The organism is Candidatus Benthicola sp., from assembly GCF_058719085.1.
The window spans coordinates 21,276-29,662 of record NZ_JBZQEK010000039.1 but is presented as its reverse complement, the minus strand read 5'-3'; the positions used below and the strand labels follow the sequence as shown (position 1 = coordinate 29,662).

At 67.2% G+C, this 8,387-nt stretch carries 9 protein-coding genes; all 9 read right to left on the bottom strand.

The genetic code is table 11. The features are described 5' to 3' along the window. Positions 1-720: bifunctional riboflavin kinase/FMN adenylyltransferase (gene ribF / locus AC36XV_RS03270; protein WP_492202243.1), on the bottom strand; the 720-nt coding region annotated here is incomplete at its 3' end. Next, on the bottom strand, positions 713-1,600 hold the full coding sequence (gene truB, locus AC36XV_RS03265; protein WP_492202242.1) for a tRNA pseudouridine(55) synthase TruB: 888 nt from the start codon (positions 1,598-1,600) through the stop codon (positions 713-715). The genes truB and ribF, both read right to left, overlap by 8 nt. After that, positions 1,587-1,952: a 30S ribosome-binding factor RbfA gene (gene rbfA / locus AC36XV_RS03260; protein WP_492202241.1), complete on the bottom strand. Its 366-nt coding sequence runs from the start codon at positions 1,950-1,952 to the stop codon at positions 1,587-1,589. Before rbfA ends, truB begins: the two co-directional genes overlap by 14 nt. Positions 1,953-1,985: 33 nt before the next feature. Next, complete coding sequence (locus tag AC36XV_RS03255; RefSeq protein WP_492202245.1) at positions 1,986-2,243, bottom strand: DUF503 domain-containing protein; 258 nt, start codon at positions 2,241-2,243, stop codon at positions 1,986-1,988. A gap of 40 nt (positions 2,244-2,283) precedes the next feature. Further along, entirely contained in the window at positions 2,284-4,959 is a 2,676-nt protein-coding gene (gene infB / locus AC36XV_RS03250; protein WP_492202240.1) for a translation initiation factor IF-2, read from the bottom strand. A gap of 96 nt (positions 4,960-5,055) precedes the next feature. After that, the gene (locus tag AC36XV_RS03245; RefSeq protein WP_492202239.1) at positions 5,056-5,403 is read right to left on the bottom strand and encodes a L7Ae/L30e/S12e/Gadd45 family ribosomal protein; all 348 of its coding nucleotides are present in this window, start codon (positions 5,401-5,403) and stop codon (positions 5,056-5,058) included. Continuing rightward, positions 5,400-6,929: a transcription termination factor NusA gene (gene nusA / locus AC36XV_RS03240; RefSeq protein ID WP_492202238.1), complete on the bottom strand. Its 1,530-nt coding sequence runs from the start codon at positions 6,927-6,929 to the stop codon at positions 5,400-5,402. Before nusA ends, AC36XV_RS03245 begins: the two co-directional genes overlap by 4 nt. After that, on the bottom strand, positions 6,926-7,447 hold the full coding sequence (gene rimP, locus AC36XV_RS03235) for a ribosome maturation factor RimP (protein WP_492202237.1): 522 nt from the start codon (positions 7,445-7,447) through the stop codon (positions 6,926-6,928). Before rimP ends, nusA begins: the two co-directional genes overlap by 4 nt. Positions 7,448-7,611: 164 nt before the next feature. Beyond that, entirely contained in the window at positions 7,612-8,340 is a 729-nt protein-coding gene (locus tag AC36XV_RS03230) for a purine nucleoside phosphorylase YfiH/LACC1 family protein (protein WP_492202236.1), read from the bottom strand. Positions 8,341-8,387: the final 47 nt, after the last annotated feature.

Sequence of the window (8,387 nt, the reverse complement as noted above, 5' to 3'; positions counted from 1 at the left end):
GCGAATCTCCGTCCGCAGCGAGGCACGGACCGCATAGATCCCAGGCGCGGGCAACAGCTTGCCGCCTCCCGGCGCCGCGATGTTCGCGGTCGGGAAACCGAGATGCCGGCCGCGTCCGAGACCCGCGACCACGGGCCCGCGAAAGGAATACGGTCGGCCGAGCTCTACGGCGGCCTCCTCCACCTCTCCCGCGGCCACGTGAGCCCGGATGCGGGTCGAGGACACCGGTGCCGATCCGGAGGCCACGGCAGGCACCACGTCCACGGCGAACCCGTGGCGGCGTCCGAGCTCGCGCAGCAACTCGATGTCCCCTTCCCGGTCGCGTCCGAAGCCGTGGTCATATCCGATGACGAGTTCCGCGACGCGAAATCGGCTCCGGAGGACCCGATCGACGAATTCCTCCGGCTCGTACCTCGAGAGCGAGCGCGTGAACGGGATGAAGGCGACGTAGTCCAGACCGGACTGCGAGAGGATCTCCTTCTTCTCATCCGGCGTGGTCAGGAGTCCCGGAGCGTCTTCGGGACGTACGACCGTCAAGGGATGCCGATCGAACGTCACCAGCACGCTGCTCAGGGCGCGGTCCGCGGCACGACGGTTGATCTCTTCGAGCACGGCCATGTGGCCGCGATGGACTCCGTCGAAGCTGCCGACCGTCACCACGGTCCCCTGCACATCGGGGGGAAGGCCGCTGATTCCCTCGAGAACCCGGTCCTCAGTCATGCGGAAACACCTTTTCCGGTCTGAGCATGTTCGACTCCCGTCTCCCGATCGCGAGCAGGCGCTCACCGTCGAGCAACGCCACCGGGACGTCTGAGCCCTCGTTCCCTTCCGCCGGAATGGGCCGGCCGCTCCGAATCGCCTCGACCTCGGCCGCGTCGAGATGCTTGCGGGGCAGCCATGCCGTGGCCTCGGCCGCTGCCAACCGGCTGGTCGCCGGCAGCTCCGCGCTCTCCAGCTGTGCAAGAGAGGCCGCATCCGCGACCGAGAACGGGCCGATGGCCTCCCTGCGAAGGGTCTTCAGGTGCGCCCCGCACCCGAGCGAGCGGCCCAGATCTCGAGCGAGGGACCGGACGTAGGTGCCGGTCGACACGCTCACACGGAAGTCGAGCTCCGGCAGCCGCAGATCGGTGATGTCGAAGGAATGCACCTCCACCTTTCGGGGCTCCAGAACCGGCGTTTCACCTCGCCTGGCCGCCTCGTAGGATCGCCTTCCACCCGACTTCACGGCCGAGAAGGCGGGAGGCACCTGACGGAGACTGCCGACGAGTCCCGCAGCGGCCCGCTCGATCTCCGGCGGGTGCAGCGAACGCCAGGCATCCGACCGCCGTGTGACCTCACCGGTAGGGTCTTCGGTGTCGGTCTCGAGCCCCAGCAGAGCCGTGGCCACGTACGTCTTGGCGAGACGGTGGAAGTACTCGACGAGACGGGTCGCCCTGCCCATGCACAGGATCAGAAGCCCGGTCGCGAAGGGGTCCAGCGTACCGGTATGACCGATTCGCCTGAGGCCGAGGGCGCGTCGGGCGATCTGAACCACGTCGTGGGACGTCGGTCCTTCCGGCTTGTCGATCAGCAGGATGTCCGGCGATTCAATCTTCGCCATCCTCGCGCTCACCGAAGGCTTCGTCGAGAAGGGTCTCGATCCTCTGGAGGTGCTCGAGACCCCGGTCCGCGTGAAACCGGAAATCCGGAATGCGGCGCAGATGGAGCTCACGCCCGAGCCGGCGACGCATGAAACCCTCCGCGCTCTCGAGTCCCGCGATCGCGTCTTCGATCGACTCCTCGGGCGTGAGCGTCCGCACGTACACGTCGGCATAGGCGAGATCCTGCGTGGCCTCGACTCGCGTGACCGTGACCCCGCGAACCCGCGGATCTTTGATCTCGCCCAGCAGAAGCCCCGAGATCTCCTCTCGCAGCAGTTGATTAAGCCTGGTCGTTCGTCGATTCGGTGACATGCGACTCGGTTCTGGAATGGATCGAAGCCGGGTTCAGAACAGCTCCGACTCGGAATCAATCAGGTAGATCCTGGGATCCGAGGCGATCAGGTCGTCCGCTCGGTCGAGGATGCGACGTCCTACGGTCGCGTCCGACGAGACGAACGCGATGCTGATCTCCGCCTTCTGCGTATCCCCCTGGAACTCCGTCTCGGCGGCCGACACCTTCAAGCGGGAGCGCACGCGATCCCGGAGGCCGATGACGACGCGCCTCTTGTCCTTCAAGGAGCGGCAATCCGGGATCCGGAACACCCACCGGCCCCGGCCGTACACGGCGGACACGAGGTCTACGTCAGGCCGACTGGCCACTCTCGGCCAGGGTCCGGGCGACTTCCTCCACCCGGAAGCACTCGATCACGTCCCCGACTTTGACGTCGTTGAATCCTTCGATCGAGATGCCGCACTCGTATCCGTCCCGCACCTCCCGGACGTCCTCCTTGAAGCGCCTGAGGCTCGCGATGTTCCCCTCGTAGATCTGCACGTAGTCGCGCAGAAGTCGGACCCTCTGATTCCGCTGGATGGATCCCGAAACGACGTAACAGCCGGCCACGGTCCCGGCGCGCGGGACCTTGAAGGTCTCCCGCACCTCGGCGCTCCCCACGAGCACTTCCCGTTCCTCCGGGCGGAGCAGACCCTCGAGCGCCAGCTTCACGTCTTCGACGGCCTCGTAGATCACGCTGTACAGTCGAATCTCCACGCTCTCACGTTCCGCCACCTCGCGCGCCTTGGTATCCGGACGCACATGAAAACCGATGACCGTCGCCTGCGTGGTCGTGGCCAGGAGGATATCCGACTCGTTGATCGCACCCACACCCCGGTGCACCACGTCCACGGCGACTTCCTCCGTTCCCAGGCGCTCCAGCGAATCCGAGAGCGCCTGCAACGAACCGTCGGTGTCTCCCTTGATGATCAGGTTGAGCGTCGCCTGCCCCTCCTCCTGAACGGCGGAGAAGATGTCCTCGAGGCGTGTGCCCTTCTGACGCCGTCGAATGTCCTTTTCCCGCTCCAGCTGCTGCCGGCGCGAGACGATCTCACGGACCCGCGCCGCTTCCATCTCGACCAGTCGGTCTCCTGCCTGCGGAACCCCTTCGAGCCCGAGGACGCGAACGGGGATGGACGGACCGGCCCGGTCTACGGTGTTGCCACGCTCATCGAGGAGAGCGCGGACGCGCCCGCCCTGCAGACCGCAGATGAAATCGTCGCCTACGTTGAGCTCGCCGCTCTGCACGAGCACCGTGGCCACGGGGCCCATTCCCCGGTCGAGCTCGGCCTCCACGACGGTCCCGCGGGCCATACCCGTCGGAACGGCCTTGAGGTCGAGAATCTCCGCCTGCAGCAGCACCTTCTCGAGCAGATCATCGATTCCATCGCCCGTCTTGGCGGACACTTCGGCGGAAAGGACATCCCCGCCGAACTCCTCGAGGATGACCTCGTGGGACAGAAGATCCTGCTTGACCTTCCCCACGTTCGCCGTCGGGAGATCGATCTTGTTGATCGCCACGATCATCGGCACGCCCGCGTTCCGTGCGTGACTGATCGCCTCGATCGTCTGTGGCATCACGGCGTCATCCGCCGCCACCACGAGGATGACGAGGTCCGTGACCTCGGCACCACGGGCCCGCATGGCGGTGAACGCCTCGTGGCCCGGCGTGTCGAGGAAGGTCAGGGCCTTCCTGTCCTCCGTGACGACGTGATACGCGCCGATGTGCTGGGTGATGCCACCGGCCTCGCCCGCGATGACGTTCGTCTCGCGAATGTGGTCGAGGAGCGAGGTCTTTCCGTGATCCACGTGGCCCATCACCGTCACCACCGGGGCACGCGGCGCCAGCTCACCCTCGTCTTCCGCTTCCTGCTGCAACTCCACCAGGTCCGCCTCGTACGCCTCTTCCCGCGCGGCCTGGTACCCGAACTCCTCGCAGATGAGCTCGATCTGGTCGAAGTCGAGTCGCTGGTTGATCGTGACCATCAAACCGAGGTTCTTGAACGCCGACGTGATGATCTCCTGCGGCGACGCAGAGATCAGATCCGCCAGCTCCGCAACGGTTAGAAACTCGTTTACCCGTACGAGTGTAACCTCCGCTGCCTCCTTGGCTTCTCTCTCTTCTCGCTCGACCTCCTGCTGCGACGGCCCGGAGTCTCTTCGACGCCGACGCTGAGAGCCTCCCTCCATGGCCGCGAGCGTCTTCTTCACGCTCTCCTGGACCGCGTCCTGGTCGACGCGACGACGACGCTTGCGGTCCCGCTTGCCCCGCTTGCGTCCGTCGGTCGTATAACCTTCGGCCTGAATGCGTACGGTGCCCCCGGGGGCCGCAGAGGCCGCGGGTGCCGCCGGCTTCGCCGCCGCCGGGGGAAGTCCGCGGCGCACGGGCTTGGGCTTCACCGTCCGCTTCCGGCGGGTCGGGCGGGCCTCTTCCTCGGGCTCCGACTCCTGCTCCTCGTCGGACGCCTCCGGGGGCTCCTCCGCCTCTCCGGCCGCTTCTTCCGCGGCATCGTCCGTCGGCTCGGATGCCGCCACCTCGACCGATTCCTCGATCTCCTCGGCATCCTCCAGCTCCGCCACTTCGGCCGGCCCCTCGGACTCGAGCGCCTCGATGTCCTCATCCTCGGCCCGCTCGGCAGCGGGCGCTTCTGCGTCCTCCGCGGCGGTCGGCGCCATCTCATCCGCTTCGGCCACCACTTCGGCCGGAGCCTCCTCGCCTTCTTCTGGAGCCTCCGCGGTCTCGACTTCCGTGACCTCCGGCGCCTTCCGGCGACGACGCCGCCGGGTGCTCACCGGCTCGTCCGGGGCGGTGTGCGCACCGGTGCGCCGCTCGCGCTCCAGCCTCGCGTGCAACCTCGCGATCTGATCCTCGGTCACGCTCGACATGTGGCTCCGCACGCGCACGTCCATCTCGTGCAGCATGTGGATGAGCTGCTTGCTGTCTACACCGAGATCTTCGGCCACCTCATAGACGCGGTATGTCGCCAACGCCTGCCCTCCTTGGTATTCCGTCCTGCGTACTCTCTACCCTCAGATGTCCGGCTGCCTCTGCCAGCCGATCCGACTTCCGACCAACGGCTTCCGTCAGACACCACCCGCCGCTTCGACGATACGGGCACCGAGCCCGCGATCCCGGACTCCGACCACGATGGCGTTTCCGCGGCCGACGGCCCGGCTGATCGACTCGCGCCTCCCCAGCCACACCACCTCGACGCCCTCCTCACGCACGACGGAATCGAGCCTGCGCCGTGCGTTCTCCGTGGCGTCTTCCGCTATGATCACCGCCGACAGCTCGCCCCGCGAGGCGGCTTCCCTGACCGCCTGCGTCCCGATCACCAGCTGTCCCGCCCTGCGGGCCAGGCCGAGGAGCTGCAAGACCCGCCGGTCCCGACCGTCCACCCCGACTGCGCCTTCCATGCTGCTGGGACTCACCTGTCCTCTTCGGCCGGCTCCTCGCTGTCGTCTCCGGCCGGGGTCTCCGAAGCCACGGCGACGGGCTCGCCTTCCGCTGCTTCGTCGGCCTCCGCGACCGTCTCGTCGCTCGGCTCGTCGACCACCGCCTCCCCGTCCGGCTCTTCCGACGCCCCGACCGCCTCTTCCCCATCTCCGGCCTCCTGGCCGGGATCCTCGGATCCTTCGGGGGAGGCCGGCGCGGGCCTGGCCTCGGGAAGTTCCTCCTCCACGGTCAGCTCATCGATCAGCGCGAGCAGCACCGCCGCATCCTCGTCTCCGATTCCCGGCACCCGCAGGAAATCCTCCCGGTCCATGTCGAGCACGTCGAAGAACGTGTTGATGCTGGCAGCCTGCAGAGCGGCCAGCGTGGCGGGCTGGATGTCCTCCAGCTCCGACAGCGGGAAGTCGGACACCTCGTACTCGTCCGTCCCCCCGAACAGGCTCGACTCCGCCCCCCTCGCCAGCCAGTCGCGGCTGGAATAGAGGTCGATCTGCCAACCAATGAGCTGCGATGCGAGACGCACGTTCTGCCCGTTTCTTCCGATGGCGAGAGAGAGCTGATCTTCATCGACGATCGCCGTGACCACGTGTCGCTCGGAATCCGAGATCACCTTCGACACCTTCGCCGGAGCCAGGGCCCGCCGGGCGAAGATCTCCGGGTCCGGGTGCCATGGCACGATATCGATCCTCTCTCCCGACAGCTCGGACACCACGGCCTGAACACGAGACCCCTTGAGCCCCACGCACGCCCCTACCGGATCGACCGAGTCGTCCCGGGAGGAGACGGCCACCTTGGTCCGCCCACCTGCCTCTCGAACGATCTCCTTGATCTCCACGATCCCCTGATAGATCTCGGGGACCTCGATCGCGAACAGGGCCTTCACGAAGAGGGGGTCGGCGCGCGACAGGATCAGCCTCGGGCCCCGGGGCGTCTCTTCCAGCTTCGCCAAAACGGCCCGGATCGTCTCTCCCTGCCTGAAGCGCTCTCTCGGGTTCTGCTCGCGCCACGGGATGACCGCCTCCGCCTCCCGGACGCGGTTCAGCATGACCACGATCTTGCCGCGTTCGATGGCCTGCACTTCGCCCGACACGAGATCCCCGACCATGCCGCTGAACTCCTCGCGGATCCGATCGCGCTCGCCTTCACGCACCCTCTGGATGATCCGCTGCTTCGCGGCCATCACCGCGTTGCGACCGAAATCCGTAAACTCGACCGGAATCTCGAGCAGGTCTCCCACCTGGAAGTCCGGGTCGTCCCACCGGGCTTCCTCCAGCGAGATCTGACGTGCCGGCTCCTCGACCGTCTCCACGACCTCCTTGAGGACGACGATCTTGATGTCGCCCTCCGGGAGGATCTCGATCTCGGCCTCCACCGGGCCTCCGAAGCGGCGTGCGAGGGCCGCGTGGATGCCGTCCCTGATCAGGTCATGCAACTCGCTGTCGGACAGCGACTTGTTCGCTGTCATCACCCGAAACGCCTCAACGACCGGAATCTGATCGCTCATGTGCCGTCTCTATCCTCCTGCGCCTTCTTTGACTGACCGGCGAACTCGTATACCAGCGTCGCCTTCGCAATGTCCGCGAGGGGCGCCCGGACCGGCTCGCCCTCCACTTCGAGCACCACGACCTCGCGGCCGGTCTCGCCCTCCACGCCTACGACCGTGCCCGTGACCTGCCGACTCCCTTCCAGCAGGGGCTTGAAACCCCGCAACCGTACCTTCTCGCCCGCGAACCGGACGAAGTCTCGAGCCCGGGTCAGGGGACGCTCGACTCCGGGCGACGAGACCTCCAACACCCAGTCGCCCTCCCCCGACTCCTTCGTCTCGAGGAACCGACGGACCTCGCGGCTGACCGCCGCGCAATCGTCCACCGTCACCGTCGAGTGACCGGGTCGTCCTTCGGGCCGGTCCACCCTCAGACGAAGGAGGGGGCGCCTGCGCCCCCCGCCTCGTTCCATCGAGACCAGCTCGAATCCGATGCCGGCCAGAAGCTCTTCCAGCTCAGCCTCGAGACTCCGCGCCATGAGGTCCTACCACCTTCTTCCTCCGCGCCCGGCGTCCGCGGGCGACCCCCAACAAAAAAGTGGGGCCTAAAGGGTTCCCCACTTCAACGTCCTTACGGTCTCTGCCGGCTGGCCAGCGCCGGCGGCCGTCTTCTTTCCTGCGCCGACAACTTAAGGGCGCGCGCTCAGGCGCGCAATTCCCGCCCTGAACGCATGATTTCCTGCTCTCGGCCCGGCTCGATACCCACGAATGCGGCCATCCTGCCCGCCTCCGAGCCGCTCGCCCGATGCGAGTGCAGGCGCACCGGTCCACACCGGGTGCACCACTCCGATCGGGTGATCGAATCCGGCCGAACACCGGCGTCCGTGGCCTGCCTGGCCAGCTCCGAGCGGAGATCGAGGAGCGCCGGACCGACCGAGGATCGTCCGAAGGCCTCCAGGACCTCGGCTCCGACCTCGTAGCAGGCTCCACAGATCGAGGGCCCGAGGTGAATTCGAATCGAGTTCAGAGGGACGCCGAAAAAGCGGCGGAGCTCGGTCAGCCCCCGCGGGAGAATGCCGGCGGCCGCACCGCGCCACCCGGCATGCAGCATGGCCACGCATCGAAGCTCGGTGTCCGCGAGGTAGACGGGAACGCAGTCCGCTGCGGTGACGGCCAGGAGCACGTCGGCCTCGCCGGTGACCAGCCCGTCGACCCCATCCACAACGAGCAGGCGCTTCGGTGGCACCGACTCCACGCGGTGAATGGTGGTGCCGTGTACCTGCCGGCCCACGGCCGCGCGGTTCATCCCGGCAGCGCGCGCCAGCCGCAGGTACCGTCCTTCCAGGGTCTTCGGGTCTCCTCCCGAGATCAGGCCATAGTCGAAGTCCGTACCGGCGCGTCCGCTCGCCGGAACGACCGTCACTCCTGCCACCAGCCCCGGATATCCCGCAGTCCATTCAGAGAGAGGATGGAAGGGTC

What these genes read in the sequence shown, in the direction of transcription:
- nusA (WP_492202238.1), bottom strand. Translation starts at nt 6,929, where the DNA reads ATGAGCGATCAGATTCCGGTCGTTGAGGCGTTTCGGGTGATGACAGCG.
- rbfA (WP_492202241.1), bottom strand. Translation starts at nt 1,952, where the DNA reads ATGTCACCGAATCGACGAACGACCAGGCTTAATCAACTGCTGCGAGAG.
- rimP (WP_492202237.1), bottom strand. Translation starts at nt 7,447, where the DNA reads ATGGCGCGGAGTCTCGAGGCTGAGCTGGAAGAGCTTCTGGCCGGCATC.
- truB (WP_492202242.1), bottom strand. Translation starts at nt 1,600, where the DNA reads ATGGCGAAGATTGAATCGCCGGACATCCTGCTGATCGACAAGCCGGAA.